We start from the raw sequence: 18227 nt of genomic DNA on the forward strand, positions 1-18227 counted from the left end.
TCTATGCTGAACTTTCAATTTATTGATTGCAGTAAAGTTGAATTTATAATGGATGCTATTCTTTCCATGTTATCCTCTATATAAAAATGTCCTCCTTTAAAAGAATATATATGACATGATCTAGAAGTATGTTTTTTCCAAAGGGCAATGTGATTTATATTTATGTTATCCTTATCTCCATTTAAAATGCTGATATTACAATTAAGTTTTAGCTTTTCATTTTTATAAGTATATGTTTCACAGATTTTAAAGTCCTGTCTTAAAACTTTAAGAAAAGCTCTGCACATATATTCATTTCTTAATACTTCCCTGGGCGTTCCAGAAAACTCTAATGATTTATTTTTTAGTTTCTCATCTGATAATTTGTGAATAGAATTATTTTCATATAAAACGTCAGGAGCCTTCCTTCCAGAAAAAAATATATGCTCAGGTGTTCTGCCTTTTAATTTTATAATATAACGAGTTAGTTCATAAGCTATTAAGCTTCCCATACTGTGTCCCAAGAATGCATATTCTTGATTTAAGTCTTCTTTTATAATATTGTATATATCCTCTACAGCTTCACTAATATCTTTATAGCACCCTTCATTAAATCTCCTTCCCCTTCCAGCCAATTCTACAGGACAAACTTCAATAGCTGGATCTATATAATTCTGCCATTTTGAATAGGCTGCAGCTGATCCCCCTGCATGGGGTATACAAAACAACTTTATTTTACTCATATAATCACCTTACTAAATATAAAAAATGGCCGCTTAATATTCTCTACTATACTTTCAGCAAAATCACTGTATAGTAGCATTAATATATATTTTAGTAAAACCATAATTTATATTAAAATATTTACTATTTATTAAGATTATATATAATTATTTACATACACTCTATCCATTTACTTTTAATTAATGTTATTTATTGTTATAATTGTGTAATTTTATTTTTAACATTAGTAAAATATCAACACATAATAATACTAGTAAATTTATGAAAAATCTCATCATGTTCTAAATGTTACTTAAATTCTTGATTTATACCCTATAAGGTATATAATTATATTAAGGGATAATATTTAACCTTTTTAATTCTTTATATACAAGCCTTAAAAAGTAAAATTAATAATTATTCTAAAATATAGCCACTGGGCATATTACATAGTAAAGTAATTTACTTTACTCTAAAAAATTATTTGATTCTATTGTGTATCTTAATTAGAATCAAGTATTAAAAAAGGAAGTGTGTTATATGGCTGAAAATAAGAAAAAAATTCTAATTCCACTAGATGGTACTGAGAGAAGCCTGCATTCTATTGATTATGTAAAAGAACTTTTTAGAAAAGAAGATGTTACTATAACTCTTTTAAATGTTCTAGAAATAGTTATTATAAATGACATGATGTTGTCAGATACTGTAGTAACTAATACCCAACAAGAGAGTAAAGCAACTCTTGAGAAGGCTAAAGCCCGTCTTCAAGGCTATGATGTTAAAACTACCAGTACTTTTGGATATGCCGCAGATGAAATACTCAGAAAAGCAAGAGAAGAAAAATTTGATATAATAGTTATGACTAAATCTTCTAAAAAGGGATTAGCCAGATTAATAGGTTCTGTAACTAGAAAGGTTCTTCAAGAAATTACTCATTCCCTTCTTGTTGTAGTTCCGGAATAAAAGAAAATATTATAGAAATAAAAAAACTGTCTATAATGCAATTTATATATTATAGACAGTTTTTTATTTATTGTATTGATTTATCACAAAATTAACCAAATCCATTAATGCAGTGTGTTAAATACTGGGCACTCTTCCTCTGTATGAAGAGAAACTCTTATAACATCATATAATTTTTCAAGCTGCTTCAAAATTTGTTCTGTACGATCATCATTTTTAACAAGAAGATACATTCGGCTGGTATTACCCTCATCTATCCTTAAACATAATATTCCTTCAAGGTTAAAAGCTCTTCTGGAAAAAAGCCCTACTATATGTGACATAACTCCCGGATGATTATTTACTATAAGTTCAATTACGTAATTCTCATTATACTTCATAATCTATTCACCACCTACCATTTCTGAGATACCTCCCCCTGGTGGTATCATTGGAAATACATTTTCAAAATTATCTATAGGTATGTTAACTAAAACTGGACCATCTTCAGCAAATATGTCCTTAAGAATTTCCATCAAATTTTCATCATCATTTTTAATATTATATCCCTTTATGCCAAATCCTTCACTTATTTTTGCAAAATCTGGTCTTGTGATAAACTTTGATGCCATATAATGTTCATTATAGAATAACTGCTGTTGCTGTCTTACAAGACCCAAATGACCATTATTAAGTATTATTATTTTTATGTTTAAATTCAAATCTGCTAAAGTAGCCAGTTCTTGAATATTCATTAAAAAAGATCCGTCTCCCGAAAAACAGACTACCTGTTTATCAGGATTTGCAATAGCAGCCCCTATAGCTGTAGGAAGCCCAAATCCCATAGTTCCAAGACCGCCAGAGGTTAAAAAGGTTCTAGGTGCAGTTATTGGATAAGCTTGAGCAGTCCACATTTGATGCTGACCTACATCCGTTGTAATAATAGTATCCTTTTCAACTAATCCACTTATATTTTTAATTATATTTATTGGATGAAAATATTTATCTTTACTAGGAAAAACCATAGGCTTTTCTCTTTTTAAATCTTCAATATAACCAAGCCAATCTTTTCTTTCATTTTTTTCAATTAAAGTAATAATTTTATTTAATACCGATTGTACATCTCCACAAATTGAAAGATGTGATTTCTTAATTTTATCAATTTCCGCATCATCTATATCCACATGAATTATTTCAGCATCAGGACAAAATTTATTTACATTTCCTATGGCCCTGTCATCAAATCTTACTCCAAAGGCTAAAAGTAAATCTGCCTTGTTTAACAGCAAATTAGTATATCTGGCTCCATGCATCCCTAGCATCCCCAAAAAAAGGGGATTATCTATAGGAAAATTTCCAAGTCCCATCAGTGTTGAAGTAACTGGTATATTATTTTTCTCTGCAAACTTATGCAGGTCTTTTCCACAATCTGAATTAGTTATTCCTCCGCCTACATATAGAATAGGTCTTTCAGCTTCATTTATCATTTTTGCCGCTTTTTTTATTAAAGACTCATCTATATCAAAATCACATTTTTCAGAAAATCTTTCTATATCAGGCCATTCATCAAATTCAAATTCAGTATTTTGTATGTCCTTTGGTATATCAACAAGCACAGGACCTTGGCGTCCACTTTCAGCTATTCTGAAAGCTTCAGGTATAACATGAAACAATTGTTCTACAGATCTCACTAAAAAATTATGCTTTGTTATAGGTATTGTTAATCCATAAATGTCTACTTCCTGAAAAGAATCAGTTCCCATGTAAGAATAAGGTACTTGGCCAGTTATAGCAATAATAGGAACAGAATCCAGTTTGGCATCAGCAATAGCTGTTAACAAATTTGTAGCTCCTGGACCTGATGTTGCAAAACATACTGCTGCCTTTCCAGTAGAACGTGCTATACCCTGAGCTATAAACGCAGCTCCTTGTTCATGCCTTGCTAAAACATGTTTAATATCACTTTTAAATAGAGAATCATATAGTGGAAGATTGGTCCCCCCTGGAATTCCTGCTATTACATCAATTCCACACTTCTCTAATAATTTTATGGTTATATCCGCCCCAGTTAACTTCATAATAAATATACCTCCATAAATAAGAATAAATTCAAATATAAAAAACTCCGTCCAACTAAGGACGAAGTTAATAATCTCCGCGGTACCACCTTTTTTCGTACATCCGTACACACTCAAAAAAGTATATTACATACTTTTCCCTTTTTAACGATAGGGCTTTCGTCAAATTCTACTCTCTTTAGATTTCTATTTGATGCTCCAGGGCTACCTTCTATATATCCTATCATGGGAAACTTTCACCTAAATTCCCTCTCTTTAATGTAAGAATAATATATACTCTTCCCCTTCAATGCTTTTAAGTATATTTTGTATTGTTACAAATTTTATTACTTAATTTTAATAATGTCAAGTACTTTTCATTAAAGTTAAAATTAATAGTATGTTATTTTCATAATAAATACAATAAAATTTTTATATAAATATTATATAGATGATACTATATTAAAAAAAATTTATATAATTCTTAAATTATAATGAAATTGTTAAATTTCATTCATAGCTAACTTTCCTTCTATCCAGTCTATAAACTGTCTTGCAGTTCTAGCTGAACGTCCATTATACCAAATTTCCCATTTTAAAGCTTCACTATGCAGCAATTCTTTATCAATTTTAAGCTTTCTCTTTTCAGCTATTCCATCAACAATATTAAGATATTCATTTTTAGTTGGAGATGAGAACACAATATTTATACCAAATCTATCTGCAAGAGAAAGCTTTTCCTGTACACTGTCACTAGCATGAACTTCTGAAGAAGATGCCTGTATTCCTGGTCTTTCATCAAAATATTCTTTTACAAGATGTCGTCTATTAGAAGTTGCATATATTATCATGTTTGACGATTTATTTTCAAGTCCGCCTTCCAGCATAGCTTTAAGTGCAGTATAGCTTTGCTCATCATCTGCAAATACCAAATCATCTACAAATATGATAAATTTTTGAGGTCTATCCTTTAAATCCCTTATTATATAAGGAAAATCTGTAAGATAGGCTTTAGGCACTTCAATCATACGCAATCCTTCTGTATAGTATTTGTTTAATACAGCTTTCACTGTAGAAGACTTTCCAGTCCCCCTATCTCCATGAAGCAATGCATTGTTAGCAGAAAATCCCTTTAAAAACTGTTCCGTATTTTCGAGTACAAGAGAACGTTCCTTCTCATATCCAATAAGATCAGAAAGAGAAATAGGATCTGGATGTTCAATTCCCTTACAATAGCCAATATTATTTTCTCTTTCCCAAACAAAGGCCCTATACATTGCAAAAATGCCACAGCCATAATTTTCATGGAATTTTCTAAGTTCTACTATACACTCTTTCCATTTACTGCTTGAATAAAATACGTTCTTTATTTTTTTTACATGTTCAGGAGAATTATCTAAGGAAGTATCCCCCTCAACCTTCCACTCTGGAAGTCTTTCTACTATGTATTTAAAATCACTATTTTCAAAACATCTTATAATTTCATTCTTGATGCTACAGGGATTTAATCTGGCAATAAGCTGAAGATTTGCCAAATCATTTGCAGCTGCTCTTTCCATTAAATTTTCATCTTTTTCTGCAATTTTAATTTGTGCTTTCAATGAAAAAGAATTTTCATCAAAAATAATTTTATCAACTACATATTCCTCTAAAGAGTTTGCACCATTTTTTGCTAAATAAAAAAAGAAATTACTGTACAAATTAGTGAAACAGGATAATTCACCTTTACCCATATTTATATAATCAAGAAGTAATCTTAAGCTGCTTATAACATCATCATCTAATAATTTCCTGTAAATACAAATAGAATCCAGTGCCAATTTTGCACTTTTCATTTCGAAATCTACTGAAAAAGTTGTGTTTTCCATAAAAGTCCTCCTAGGCAAATATAATTATAATTTAAATAATCCCAATAAATAGTACCTATTTTAGCCTATTTTATATGATACTCCATATAAATAAAAAAATCAAATACAGTATATATGTAAAATTAAAGGGCTTCCTCAATACGTAAAGCGTATTGAATACAGCCCCTTTGATTTGTAAAAAAAATTACTTCTATATAATTATGTGTTTACTTATTAGAAGCATTGAAAACTTCTTATATCCCTTAAGTCTATTCCAAAATATATCCATCGACGTCCATTCCATCTAAAACCAGAAGCAGACCTTCTTCCTATAAAGGTAAGCCATGCCCAAAAACCCGGTCCCCTTCTAGGCCAAATATATACAAATCTGAAAAGACAAGGTCTTATTGCACCAGGATCTACCGCAAAAGTCTGTGGTCCCCCAGGGCCGCCAGTTGAAAATTGCTGTGGCTGTGCTGGAATAGAAGATGGTGGTGGTCCTGGAGGTGCACTTGGATTAAATTGTCTTGAATCATATTGGTAATAATCGAAAGGCTCAGGTGGTATATCTCTATAAGGATAATATACTGGTTCTTCAATGTACTGAAAAGAATCATCATAAGCATCATTGAACTGTTCACCATTTATATCATCTGGCTCCTCCGGTTCCTGATATCTGTTATAGGTATAATACATAACTACACTCCTGTTTTTTTGATTACACTACAGTATATGCATATTAAATAAAAAGGTAACACCCTTTTAAAAAATAACATAAAATATATTAAGTATAAAATAAGCATTGTAAAATTAGGAGGAATTATCCTATGAGACTTTATAGACAATTTAGGCATTTAAGGAGATCTGTAAGACCAAATTTAAATAAATCTCTTAATGCAGAATCTCACCTAGTAATAAATAGAGATAAAACTAAAAAAAATTATATATATTTTGATAATATTTATAGGAAAAGTACTAATACCTTTGTGACAAGACATAGTACTTCAGAAAAAAATAAGACAACTGATAATGTATATGCTTTAAATAAAGTTAATAATAAAAAAATTAATTTTTCTACTAGAGAAAATTCAGATACTTATGTTATAAATAATCCATTATCTAATGATAATTCAACATCTAAAGCAAGTAATTCCAATACCGCATTATTGCCTAGGCATTTGGATTCTACTACTGTATTTGCATATAATAACACTAGTGAAGAAGAACTTAAAATACCTGTTGGCAGTTCAATACCTTTTAATAACTTATCCATAAACTTTGGACACAATATTACTCAGATTAAAAATGATGAATTTAAAATAAATTCATCTGGAATCTATAAAATAGAATTTATACTATATACATCTGACTCCTCACCGCTTGGAAGTGCAGGTATAATTATGGATGATAATCCCGTTGTGATTCCCGTTACCTTAACAAAACCTGGTACTCCCCTTATAAGCCATGAAATTCTTAACTTAAAAAATGATAATCATACAGTTAAAATAGAAGTTTCCCATTTAGATTTACATTTAAATGCTGGTAAAAATGCAAGTATAATTATAGAGAAATTAAATCAATAAATATAGTATTGAATACAACTCTGAAACAAAGAACTCTGTTTATCTTTTTTTCAGAGTTCTTCTATTTGTTTTTATTACAATAACTATATTTTTTATTATGGCATAAACGGGAACTATTGCAAATGCTGCAAAAGGTCCAAGCATAGTAATAGCTGCAATAACCAAAAATATATCCGTTAACGGATGTATCTTCATACTCCTTGCCATTATAGCTGGAACTACTACTCTACCCTTTAAGGTTTGAACTACTACAAATACAATCAGAAGCTTTAAGAGCATAGAAAATCCCATGCTTAAAGCTATTACTATAGGAATTATCATAGATATAAAAAATCCAACAAAGGGTATAAATGCAAGAATAAAAGTTATACCTGAAAGAAGAGAAGCGTTGGGCATTTTTATAAATATATACCCTATAAATATCATTGTTGACAGTGCTGCAGCCACCTTTGCCTGACCTGTGACATAATGACTCAATATATCATCACAATCATTACATAGTTTATCCGAAATAGACTTATATTTCTCTGGAATAAACTTTATTATATTTTCCTTAATCTTGTGTCCATCTTTAAGCATATAAAACACTATGATAATTATGAGAAAAACCATGGAAAAAGCATTCATAAAGTAACTCACAATTTTTTTAAAATTATGTCCTATTCCCTGAACATAATGTTTAACCATAAGAGTAAGCAAGTTATATATTTCACTTACATTTATAAAGTTATTAAGCCATTTTATAACTCCATTTATACTTTTTCTGTCATTTATTATGGTCCATAGGTAATTTGTAACCTGTTGAAATTGAATATAGGCATAATTAGTAAAATAATAGAATATTCCGCTTAAAATAAATACAAAAATAACTAAAGTCAAAAGACTTGCTTTTCCATTATTTAATCCTTTCTTAATAAATACATTATTTAAAGGTCTTATAATATAATATATAAGCACAGAAATAAATAATGGTATTAAAAAAGCTTTATCTATAATTCCTATAAATCTTTTTATAAAACTTATCTTTCCCAGAGAATTAAAGGCTAATAATGTAAGATTTATAATTATCAAATAATAAATTATCTTTTTCTTCATCTTATCACTCCCTAAAAGCTTAAAATAAGGCATGTGAAAATAAATAGTAAGTCAAATAGGCTACATACTGACTAGTTATTTATTTGAATATGCCTTAGCTGATATACATAATCTTATTTTAAACATTTAGGAAAAAATAATTCCTATTATATTTAGATCTGAGAAAAGCTTTCATCTATCCAAGTGATTTACAATAAAGTTCTTTCGATCCATTCTACTATATATTTTATAGGAGCTTCATCATTAGATGGGCATTTGTATTTGACTATATCCCTAAGTTTTTTATTCCCGTTGGCAACGCAGAAACCATAACCAGCCTCTTTAAGTAGCTCTGCATCATTCATATTATCCCCTACTGCAATAGTATTACTTAAGTCAGTCCTTAATATTTTACAGAGCTCAATTAGTCCATGTCCTTTAGATGTATTTTTAGGAATTATCTCTAAAAAATTTTCTCCACTTCTTATAAGGTTCACATCACCAAAAGTATCTATAAAGTCTATCTCCATAACATCCAATTGATTTTCTTCTCCCAGTATTAATATCTTGGTCCAGTTTTTATCCCATATATCTTCAATATTGTAGTATATCTCATAGCCTTTTTTAGAAAATCTCTCAGTAAATCTACAGGGGTTATATATATAAACATTTTCTTCACAGTAAATTTCAAGTCCAAGAGAGCTATCATCATATTTAACTTTTCTGATTATCTCCTTTACAGGTTCCTCCAAAGATATTTCACATAGAGTCTTTTCTTTTTTATAATCATAAATCTTTGCTCCATTATATAGTACTATTGGTGCATTCACCTGCAGTTGTTTTAAATACCTTCCTGCAGATTCCATAGTTCTTCCTGTAGCAATAGTAAATATTCCACCCTTTTTTACAAAATTATTTATAGCGGAAATATTTTCCCTTGATATTTCTCCTCTGGTATTTATAAGTGTTCCATCCATATCTGAAATCAATAAATAATTTTTAAATCTTGTATCCATAAATTCTCCATTTCTATCTATTAATTCAAAATAAATTTCATGAGATAATCTCATTTTTCATATGTACTTTATTTTAGAAAATAATAAAATTATGTTATAAATTTTATTATAACCAGCGATTTAATTGAAACCACTGGTTACATTTTTTAAAAAGACTCTTTAATTATAGTTTTCTCTAAAGGTTTTCTAGCTGCTTTATGTCTTTCTGGAGAAGCAGGCTCCTCATCTGCATAACCAATACCTATTATATTTACTGCTTCTACATTATTTGGTATATTAAACTCTTCTCTTATTATTTTAGGATCAAAATAGCATACCCATATGGTACCCAATCCTAATTCGGTAGCTTGAAGAACCAAATGAGTTGAAACTATGGCAACGTCCGTTTCTGCAACATCCTTATTATCATAAGGTCTTTTCCAGCTTACATCATGATCTTCACACACGATTACAGCCACTGGAGCTCCATAGATATTAGCACCCTTTTTAAGTTTTTTAAGTCCTTCTTCTTTTGTTATTACTATTAGTTTTTGGGGCTGTGTATTAGCTCCAGTAGGAGCAACTCTTCCAGCTTCAAGTATTTTTTGAAGTTTTTCATCTTCAACTTTTTTATCTTTATATTTACGCACTGAGTAACGAGTTTTAGCTAACTGTAAAAAATCCATTTTAATACCTCCATATAATACTCATATTAATAATTATTATAACAATGAAAATTATTATAATATAGTTATTTTTAATTAAAAATTACACATTCTACTTCAATATAAACTTATTAGAACTTCTTCACATACTTAATCAGCCTATTTAAAAGCACGCAGATATTGCTTTGGAAATTTTATATCTATATTTTTATCTCTTGCTGCATTTAATACCCAATAAGGATTTCTAAGCAATTCTCTTCCAAGGGCAACTAAATCTGACCTTCCATTTGACAATATTTCTTCCACCATATCTGTATCTTTTATTAATCCAACTGATATAGTAGGTATATTGCAATGATTTTTAATTTCTTCAGCTAATTTAACCTGGTATCCAGGATAGTCCTTTACGGGAACTGGCAACAATCCTCCTGAGCTTACATGAATTATATCAATATATCTCTTAATTATATTGATAATTTTAATCATTTCATCTACAGTCATTCCACCTTCTTTGTAATCTTGTGCTGAAACTCTTAGAGATATTACTTTTTCCTTAGGCCAAACCTCTGTCACTGCCTCTAATATTTCTTTGAGAAATCTAGCTCTATTTTCAGTATTCCCACCATATTCATCCTTCCTTACATTGGAAAGAGGTGATAAAAATTCATCTATAAGATATCCATGTGCTCCATGTATCTCTATAGCATCAAAACCAGCTTTATCTGCTCTTACGGCCGCCTGTTTAAAAGCCTCAACAATTTCACTAATCTCATATTTACTCAACTCCTTAGGTATCTTGCTTTTTTCATCAAAAGCAATTTCACTAGGAGCTAAAACTTCTCCTGAACTTCCAACATATTTTCTACCTCCATGATTTAATTGAATAGCTATGTTAGAACCATACTTTTTAACACTATCCACTATTTTTTTCAAATTTTCTATTTGTTCATCAGTCCACAAGCCCAGATCGTTATCACTTATTCTTCCATTTGGCGTAACTGCAGTAGATTCCACTATTATAAGTCCTACCCCTCCTATAGCTCTTGTAGTATAATGATTATAATGTAATTCGTTAGCTATGCCGGACTGATCTGCTGAATACATATCCATGGGAGGCATTACAATTCTATTTACAAGATTTAAATTCTTTAATTTGTATTTCTCAAAAGTTTTCACACCAATTCCTCCTATAATTATTTTAATATATAAGCTGTAATAAACTGTATTTAATATTATCCAGTGAATAAATAATTTTTTAATTACAACTATATTTAATTTATTTGATTAATAATATTATATTTCTTATAATATTATTTGAAAAGTAGTAGTATTTTTTTCACATTATTTCACAAAAGTAAGTATTATTGTGAATAGTAAGTTTAAGGAGAATTTTATTTATGTCAGAAATAAAACTTGAAAGAGGCAGTTATTCTGATAATTGCCCTATAGAACTCGCTATAAATATTATTGGAAGTAAGTGGACATCCTTAATCATTAGAGATTTATTGATTGATAAAACTGTCCGTTTTGGAGACTTTTTAAAATCTCTTGAAGGTATAAGTCCTAAAACTCTATCCCTAAGACTAAAAGAATTAGAGAAGAAAGAAATTGTTACAAGAACTGTTTATCCTGAAATTCCACCTCATGTAGAATACAGTTTAACCTGTAAAGGTAAGGCTCTAGAGCCAATATTTTTAGAATTAAAAAAATGGGGTATGCTAATTAAGGATTCTAAAAAATAATCAAATAAACCTATATTATACTAGTACATTCTTCTTATCTCTGAATATCATGTAATAGGGATACAACTGAAGCATCACTAATATCCCTATTATAAAAAAGGAGAGAACAAGATGACAGATAAAAATTATATTTCTGGTAAAGAATCAGGGAAGGCTCCAAATAAAGCTCCAAATGTTATAAAAGCTGATACCCTTCCACCTAGCGTTATTAAACCCGTTCGTAAGGCAGGTAATTTTAAAGTTGATGTAGTGGTTGCTGAATTTGATGCTTATATAAATTCAGAATCAATTATTCATCTTGCTAAACCAGCTTATGAGATAAAGAGAATAGATAAAGAAGTTTTCCTTAATGAAGCTAGATTTGTTCCAACAAAATTTGATTATCATAAAGGAAAAGTTGTTGAAGGAATAGTTTTCCTTCAAGGATATCTAAGAAAAAATATAGAATATGCTTCATTAACTTCTACCGGTAAATCTGCCATAGGAGGAGAAATTAATGACACTACTGCCAGAGTTAAATTTTTAACTTCTGTAGTAATTAAAGACTTTGTAAATTATCCTATCATTAAACCAAGTCCAGCAGATGAAACTACCAGATATTTTGATAAAAAAGCTCTAGGAAAAAGCACAAAGGAAGCTGACAGAAGAACTTTAGAAATTCTTAATGAGCCAGTTCATGCAGAAATTGAAGAAACAGATGTTATAGATGCTGATATCAATATAAAAGGTAAACCAATAGAAGGATTTATTCATGAAGAAATATTTGATAAATTTGTAGATAAAGCAGTTATAAGAATTCGTGTAAAATTGCTTCAAAAGCAACAGATAAAACAATACCAGAAAGATTATGATGTCCCAGAAGATAATAAAACAGATAATGAAATTGATTCAGATGATGAATAAAACTATTTAATAATAAGACTATCTTAAAAGGAATATATCTTTATTAAACTTAAAAATGTCCTTATTTAGTTATGAAAAATTATATTTTAATAGTAGAATAACTAAATACTGTCTCTCAATGAATATATATTCATTGTGGGACAGCCATTTTTTAAGTAAATAATAATAAATAATTTAATAATTTTACAATAAAGCTAGTACACTTTTCTCATTTCTGAATATTATGTAATGTGGATATAATCAAAACATTATTAATATCCATATTATAAAAAAGGAGAGAACAAGATGACAGATAAAAATTATATTTCTGGTAAAGAATCAGGGAAGGCTCCAAATAAAGCTCCAAATGTTATAAAAGCTGATACCCTTCCACCTAGCGTTATTAAACCCGTTCGTAAGGCAGGTAATTTTAAAGTTGATGTAGTGGTTGCTGAATTTGATGCTTATGTAAATTCAGAATCAATTATTCATCTTGCTAAACCAGCTTATGAGATAAAGAGAATAGATAAAGAAGTTTTCCTTAATGAAGCTAGATTTGTTCCAACAAAATTTGATTATCGTAAAGGAAAAGTTGTTGAAGGAATAGTTTTCCTTCAAGGATATCTAAGAAAAAATATAGAATATGCTTCATTAACTTCTACCGGTAAATCTGCCATAGGAGGAGAAATTAATGACACCACTGCAAGAGTTAAATTTTTAACTTCTGTAGTAATTAAAGACTTTGTAAATCATCCTATCATTAAACCAAGTCCAGCAAATGAAACTACCAGATATTTTGACAAAAAAGCTCTAGGAAAAAGCATAAAGGAAGCTGACAGAAGAACCTTAGAAATTCTTAATGAGCCAGTTCATGCAGAAATCGAAGAAACAGATGTTATAGATGCTGATATCAATATAAAAGGCAAACCAATAGATGGCTTTACTAATGAAGAACTATTTGATAAATTTGTAGATAAAGCAGTTATAAGAATTCGTGTAAAATTGCTTCAAAAACAACAAGTAAAACCATATCACAACTCCTATGATGTAGAAGAATATGATGAAACAGACGCTGAAATTGATCCAGATTATGAATAAAAATTATTAATAATAGAGCCAGTAAAATTTACTGGCTCTTAATAATGTTCCCAATGTTTATTTATATACATATTATAAATAGTAATTAAAATTTGGAGTGTGTATATCTTGAAAAATTATATAAAACATATGGATACATCACTTATTCCCATAAAAGTACCTATAATTATATCTTCCACAAAAGTATATATAAATGTTGAAAATAAAGTAACCTTAGACTCTTATGCTACTGCCATAAAACATATAACAAGAAAAGTATTCCTAAAAAAATATATTTTAATTTCAAAATCCAAAAAATTATTTTTAAGAGGTTCCATTAGAAAAAGTATTACCTATTCCGAGCCTATATATAAAAATGGTGATAAAATTGAAGGGAAAATAAAAAATAAAACCATCTATGTTCCTTTTAACTGTGTAACTGATGTTGATTATATTGTCAATCCTGAAATTCAAAAAAGGAGTTTGAGCACCTTAGTAACTATATCAAAGTCTGGTACTAAAAAAAAAATACTTTCTGAATCATACAATGAAGTTGCTCCAATATACTGTGAAATTGTAGATGCTAATTTTAAGGAATTAAATATTAAAGAAGATATTGAACCTTATATAAATAATTCACCTAATATTCACATATTTAAAACTATAACACAACAAACGACTATATGCCTTACTATAAGACTAATTCAAAATCAAGAAATTTTTATAAATAATATCACTAAGTTATAAATTTGTATTTTTAATATCTAAAAAATATATAATATGAAATAGAATTAATTGATTAAATTATAAATAAAAAATTTAATTTTTAATATAAATGTGTTAAGATTAGGCATATATAAATAAATAGAAAATCTATTGATTTATATATGCCTTAATACTAATTTCTAAAAAGTGAGGTCTTATGAATGATATCAAAAATTATGATGGATTATGTGGCAAACAGTTCGGTTATAAGAGCAATGTTTGAAGAAGGTAAAAAGTTGTCTAAAATTTATGGCGAGGAAAATGTTTTTGATTTTAGCCTGGGTAATCCAAATGTAGAACCACCAGATAGCATAAAAAAGGCTGTGGTAGAGGTTATATCAGAAGAATCTCCCAATCTAGTACATGGATATATGTCTAATTCCGGTTATTTAGATGTAAGAGCTTCTATTGCAGATAATATATGTAAGAAACATAATATAAATTTAAATGAAGATAATATAGTAATGACCTGTGGAGCTGCCGGCGGATTAAATATTTTACTAAAAACATTATTAGATCCTGGCGATGAAGTTATTTCCTTTTCTCCTTTCTTTGGTGAATATGCAAACTATGTACGTAATTTTAATGGAAAGCTTGTAATATCCCCTAGTAACATTGATACTTTTCAACCAGATTTAGAATCCTTTAAAGATAGCATTACCGCTAAAACTAAGGCAGTAATAATAAATTCTCCTAATAACCCTACTGGTGTAGTCTATTCCGAAGATACAATCAAGAATCTATCAGAAATTTTAGAAGAAAAACAAAGGGAATTAGGCAGCAGCATATATTTAATCTCTGATGAACCTTATAGAGAAATAGTCTATGATGGTGTAAAAGTTCCATACATATTAAAGTATTACAAGAACTCCTTTATAGCTTACTCATTTAGTAAATCTCTCTCACTTCCTGGAGAAAGAATAGGATATATAGTTTGTCATAGTGAAATAGAGGACTTCAATAATGTAATTCAAGCCCTAAATGTTGCCAACAGAATACTAGGATTTGTAAATGCTCCTTCACTATTTCAAAGAGTTATTGGAAAGTGCTTAGATTCAGAAGTAGATATAAATATATACAAGAAAAATAGAGATCTTCTTTATAATCATCTTATTAAAATAGGATTCTCCTGTGTTAAACCAGATGGAGCTTTTTACCTATTCCCTAAATCCCTGATACCGGATGATAGAGAATTTGCAAAAGAAGCTAAAAAGTTTAACCTTCTTATAGTACCTGGTTCTACTTTTGGCTGTCCTGAGCATTTTAGACTTTCTTATTGTATCTCCTACGATAAAATAGAAAGATCCCTTCCCCAATTTGATAAGCTGGCACAGGTTTATTTGAAATAAGTAAGTAAAACTATTATTAATAAAATTTATTAATAGAAGATTGTCTTATAAAGTTATATCTTAACTAAGACAATCTTTTTTATTATATAAACTATATAAACAGCAATAAATCTTATATTTCTAAGTCCATTTATTCGATAGTATCCATTATAATCTGCCTTTATCATACAAGCTATTTGAATTACCGTATAATTATATGTTAATATAATTACTATATTTTGATAAATTAGGTAGGTGTTAATTTTGCAGGACAAAATACTCATAGTTGATGATGAGAAAAATATACTGGATGTACTTGCTTATTCCCTAAAACGTGAAGGATATATGATTGATACAGCCTGTGCTGGTAAAGAGGCTCTACGTAAAATTGATAGTTTTAATCCTCATATATTGATTTTAGATTTGATGTTACCTGAAATTAATGGATACGATGTTTGTAAAAAATTAACAGATAAAAATATAGGTATTATAATGCTTACAGCTAAAAGCGATATTATAGACAAGCTTCTTGGGCTAGAATTAGGTGCAGATGACTATTTAACAAAACCCTTTGACATTCGTGAAGTAATTGCAAGGGTTAAATCACTATCAAGAAGATTAAATAAAAATATAAATGAAGAAAAAAATATAATAAGCATAAAAAATTTTATATTAAATTTAAGTGAAAGAACTGTTATCATAGATAATAAATCTATTGAATTAACCTCCATTGAATTTGATTTACTTTATCTTCTACTTTCAAATCCAAATATAGTCTATTCTAGAAACCAGCTTTTAGATTTAGTTTGGAAAACAGATTATTTTGGAGGCACACGAACTGTAGATACTCACATTCAAAGAATAAGAAAAAAGTTAGGTATTCATTATCAGAGTTTAATACAAACAGTTCATGGTACAGGTTATAGAGGAGTGATCAAACTAAATGAAAATAGGGATTAGATTTAAACTTGTGTTCTTCATTTCTGTACTTCTACTTTTTGTTATAGCACTATTGAGCTTTTTAGTACTTAATGGCATAAAAATATATCAAAATAAGGAAGCTGAAGGTATTCTATTGAATCAAAAAGACATGTTTGAACAATATTTAGATGAAAACTTCAGTTTAAATAATGCCAATACTAATGAGAAATTTGAACTAGTAAGAGCTACTATATTTAATAAGCCCTGGCTGAGAACTATTCCTGCAAATATATATGATACAAAGGGAAATCTTCTTTCTGGATTTAAACCGGAGGGAAAACTAAATGAAAATCCTCAGAAAAATATAATGATTAAAAATGCCTTACAGGATAAAATCTCCTATAAATATGATAAAAATATAATATATTTTTATTCACCTATTAAATACAAAAACAATACAGCAGCAATTCTTGAGCTCCAGTATTCCACTGAAGAAAGTAATAAGTTCTATAATAATATTAAATTTTTATTCTACTATACAGGTTCACTTTCGCTAATTATTGGAATAATATTAGGTTATTTATATTTATCCAATTTTACTAAAGCCATATATATAATGAAAAATTCAATTAAAAATATTCAAACGAAAAACTTTTATGCTGTAAAAGAACTTGTCAGGAAAGATGAACTAGGAGAACTCAGCAAGGGTCTTATATATATGAGCAATACTATTGAAAAGAGCATAAAAGATCTTGAAACTGAAAAAGACACATTAAGCAAGGCTGTAAAAAAATTAAAACAAATGGATAGACAACAAAAGGATTTTATAGGAAATGTAAGTCATGAATTCAAAACTCCCATAACCTCTATAAAAGCTTATGCAGATGTTATGAATATGTACAGCAATGATCTGACTCTAATTAGTAATGGTACCGAGAGCATATCTAAAGAATGTGATAGACTTACCAATATGGTAGATAAAATTTTAAAGCTTTCTTCTTTAGATAAATATGACTTTGAAATAGAAAAAAATATTATAAATATAAAGGATTTAATAGAACAAATTTGTTCGAGAATGTCTGGCAAAGTAAAGAAAAACAAATTGGCTTTAAATTATCATGTAGATAATTTAAATATTTTATCAGATTCTGAAAGTTTAAGACATATAATCATAAATTTAATAGATAATGCTGTAAAATATAATACGCCTGGAGGAAATATAAATATCGTCTGCCATCAGCAAGATAAATTACTTAAAATAGATGTTGAAGATACTGGCATAGGCATGTCACAAGAACATTTATCAAAAATATTTGAGCCCTTTTACAGAGCAGCAATTCATAGGAGCAGTAAAGTCGGCGGAGCGGGACTTGGCCTTGCATTGGTAGAAAATATGGTTAAAAAACTTCAGGGAACTATAAGTGTAAATTCAACTTTAGGTAAAGGTACTACTTTTTCCATTAAGCTGCCTATATATGATTATCATAATAATTTATCTGAACCAAATTGCCTGCAAAATACCAATAAATAAAATTCATGAATAAATTTTAAGTTTACAAAATTGTGACATATATTTATAATTTTGTGAAACAAATTTGCTATTCTTAAAAGGTAATCTTTCAATAAATTAAAATTTATTTACAAAAA

Annotated in this window: 18 protein-coding genes and 1 other annotated feature; of the genes, 9 read left to right on the plus strand and 9 right to left on the minus strand. The window is 28.8% G+C overall.

The genetic code is table 11. The features are described from left to right. Positions 1-14: 14 nt before the first annotated feature. Positions 15-722 (minus strand): thioesterase II family protein, encoded by a 708-nt coding sequence (locus CLPA_RS14280; RefSeq protein ID WP_003443260.1) that lies wholly within the window; start codon positions 720-722, stop codon positions 15-17. A 520-nt stretch (positions 723-1242) separates the two neighbouring features. Between CLPA_RS14280 and CLPA_RS14285 the strand changes: the two genes are divergently transcribed. Further along, positions 1243-1665 (plus strand): universal stress protein, encoded by a 423-nt coding sequence (locus CLPA_RS14285; RefSeq protein WP_003443262.1) that lies wholly within the window; start codon positions 1243-1245, stop codon positions 1663-1665. 104 nt (positions 1666-1769) lie between these two features. Here the strand turns inward: CLPA_RS14285 and ilvN are convergent, their stop codons facing one another. The 4 genes from ilvN to CLPA_RS14305 form a co-directional block, all read right to left on the minus strand. After that, complete coding sequence (gene ilvN, locus CLPA_RS14290) at positions 1770-2045, minus strand: acetolactate synthase small subunit (protein WP_003443264.1); 276 nt, start codon at positions 2043-2045, stop codon at positions 1770-1772. A gap of 3 nt (positions 2046-2048) precedes the next feature. Then, positions 2049-3722 (minus strand): biosynthetic-type acetolactate synthase large subunit, encoded by a 1674-nt coding sequence (gene ilvB, locus CLPA_RS14295; RefSeq protein WP_003443265.1) that lies wholly within the window; start codon positions 3720-3722, stop codon positions 2049-2051. Positions 3723-3776: 54 nt separating this feature from the next. Continuing rightward, positions 3777-4021 (minus strand) — a binding site (T-box leader). Positions 4022-4204: 183 nt separating this feature from the next. Then, positions 4205-5569: an ATP-binding protein gene (locus CLPA_RS14300; RefSeq protein ID WP_003443269.1), complete on the minus strand. Its 1365-nt coding sequence runs from the start codon at positions 5567-5569 to the stop codon at positions 4205-4207. Positions 5570-5782: 213 nt separating this feature from the next. Beyond that, a complete protein-coding gene (locus tag CLPA_RS14305; protein ID WP_003443270.1) occupies positions 5783-6244 on the minus strand; it encodes a hypothetical protein in 462 nt (153 codons plus the stop codon). A gap of 131 nt (positions 6245-6375) precedes the next feature. Here CLPA_RS14305 and CLPA_RS14310 point away from each other — a divergent pair, with 131 nt between their 5' ends. Further along, the gene (locus tag CLPA_RS14310) at positions 6376-7131 is read left to right on the plus strand and encodes a BclA C-terminal domain-containing protein (RefSeq protein ID WP_003443271.1); all 756 of its coding nucleotides are present in this window, start codon (positions 6376-6378) and stop codon (positions 7129-7131) included. Between the two features lie 39 nt (positions 7132-7170). Here the strand turns inward: CLPA_RS14310 and CLPA_RS14315 are convergent, their stop codons facing one another. The 4 genes from CLPA_RS14315 to namA form a co-directional block, all read right to left on the minus strand. Continuing rightward, a complete protein-coding gene (locus tag CLPA_RS14315; protein WP_003443273.1) occupies positions 7171-8226 on the minus strand; it encodes an AI-2E family transporter in 1056 nt (351 codons plus the stop codon). A gap of 188 nt (positions 8227-8414) precedes the next feature. After that, positions 8415-9275, minus strand: a complete 861-nt coding sequence (locus CLPA_RS14320) for a Cof-type HAD-IIB family hydrolase (protein WP_003443278.1) — start codon at positions 9273-9275, stop codon at positions 8415-8417. Between the two features lie 92 nt (positions 9276-9367). Next, positions 9368-9886: a nitroreductase family protein gene (locus tag CLPA_RS14325; protein WP_003443280.1), complete on the minus strand. Its 519-nt coding sequence runs from the start codon at positions 9884-9886 to the stop codon at positions 9368-9370. A gap of 138 nt (positions 9887-10024) precedes the next feature. Then, on the minus strand, positions 10025-11041 hold the full coding sequence (gene namA, locus CLPA_RS14330) for an NADPH dehydrogenase NamA (RefSeq protein ID WP_003443282.1): 1017 nt from the start codon (positions 11039-11041) through the stop codon (positions 10025-10027). Positions 11042-11262: 221 nt separating this feature from the next. On the opposite strand from namA, the gene CLPA_RS14335 reads away from it, so the two are divergent. The 7 genes from CLPA_RS14335 (at position 11263) to CLPA_RS14365 (ending at position 18111) form a co-directional block, all read left to right on the plus strand. After that, positions 11263-11607 carry a winged helix-turn-helix transcriptional regulator gene (locus tag CLPA_RS14335; protein WP_003443284.1) on the plus strand — a complete coding sequence of 115 codons (345 nt, stop codon included), beginning with the start codon at positions 11263-11265 and terminating at the stop codon, positions 11605-11607. 111 nt (positions 11608-11718) lie between these two features. Beyond that, positions 11719-12510, plus strand: coding sequence for a CsxC family protein (locus tag CLPA_RS14340; RefSeq protein ID WP_003443299.1), 792 nt, complete (start codon positions 11719-11721; stop codon positions 12508-12510). Positions 12511-12795: 285 nt separating this feature from the next. Continuing rightward, the gene (locus tag CLPA_RS14345) at positions 12796-13587 is read left to right on the plus strand and encodes a CsxC family protein (protein WP_003443312.1); all 792 of its coding nucleotides are present in this window, start codon (positions 12796-12798) and stop codon (positions 13585-13587) included. Between the two features lie 129 nt (positions 13588-13716). Continuing rightward, positions 13717-14313, plus strand: coding sequence for a DUF7852 domain-containing protein (locus CLPA_RS14350; protein ID WP_158380943.1), 597 nt, complete (start codon positions 13717-13719; stop codon positions 14311-14313). A gap of 179 nt (positions 14314-14492) precedes the next feature. Next, positions 14493-15680 (plus strand): pyridoxal phosphate-dependent aminotransferase, encoded by a 1188-nt coding sequence (locus tag CLPA_RS14355; RefSeq protein WP_003443318.1) that lies wholly within the window; start codon positions 14493-14495, stop codon positions 15678-15680. Positions 15681-15923: 243 nt separating this feature from the next. Beyond that, positions 15924-16619: a response regulator transcription factor gene (locus CLPA_RS14360; protein WP_003443320.1), complete on the plus strand. Its 696-nt coding sequence runs from the start codon at positions 15924-15926 to the stop codon at positions 16617-16619. Next, a complete protein-coding gene (locus tag CLPA_RS14365; RefSeq protein ID WP_003443322.1) occupies positions 16603-18111 on the plus strand; it encodes a sensor histidine kinase in 1509 nt (502 codons plus the stop codon). The genes CLPA_RS14360 and CLPA_RS14365 overlap by 17 nt, the downstream gene beginning before the upstream one ends. Positions 18112-18227: the final 116 nt, after the last annotated feature.

The organism is Clostridium pasteurianum DSM 525 = ATCC 6013 (assembly GCF_000807255.1).
Taxonomy (GTDB): Bacteria; Bacillota; Clostridia; order Clostridiales; family Clostridiaceae; genus Clostridium_I; species Clostridium_I pasteurianum.